Below are 468 nucleotides of genomic sequence, written 5' to 3'. Positions count from 1 at the left end.
TTATCACTGATCATTGAGCAAGACGACCCAGTCACGCCCGAAGTGCTAAACGAAACACACTTTAAATCATCGTTAAAATACACCGAGGGCGGCAAAAGTAAACGCTATAACCGCGTAATTGTTGAGTACATTGACAAAGCGCTTAATTACAGCGCACAGGACGCATATTGGCCAGAAAAAGGCAGTGATCTAGAGCAGCAATGGTTAGCACAAGACAACAACGTATTACTAGAATACCGTTTTAAAGTATCAAGCTGCACCAATTATTACGAAGCCCGCCAAATGGCGCGCGTAATTGCTATGCTAAGCCGCGAGGCACTTAATTTTAATGTTACCGCCGCCCCTATTGCCATGCAGTTTACTGTGGGCGATGTAGTGCCGATCAGCCATAAAAAACTAGGTTGGATCAATAAGCCATTTCGTTTATTAAAATCAGAAATGCAAGACAACGGCGACTACAAACTAAAC

At 43.4% G+C, this 468-nt stretch carries 1 protein-coding gene; it reads left to right on the top strand.

The genetic code is table 11. The annotated features are described in order from the left end of the window. Positions 1 to 468, top strand: a 468-nt coding sequence (locus HR9077_RS20950) for a phage tail protein (RefSeq protein WP_136069239.1), incomplete at both ends; no start/stop codon positions are given.

Source organism: Modicisalibacter radicis (assembly GCF_900961225.1).
Lineage (GTDB): Bacteria > Pseudomonadota > Gammaproteobacteria > Pseudomonadales > Halomonadaceae > Modicisalibacter.
Note: the sequence above shows the minus strand (reverse complement) of the source record. Positions and strands in the feature narration are given on the sequence as shown.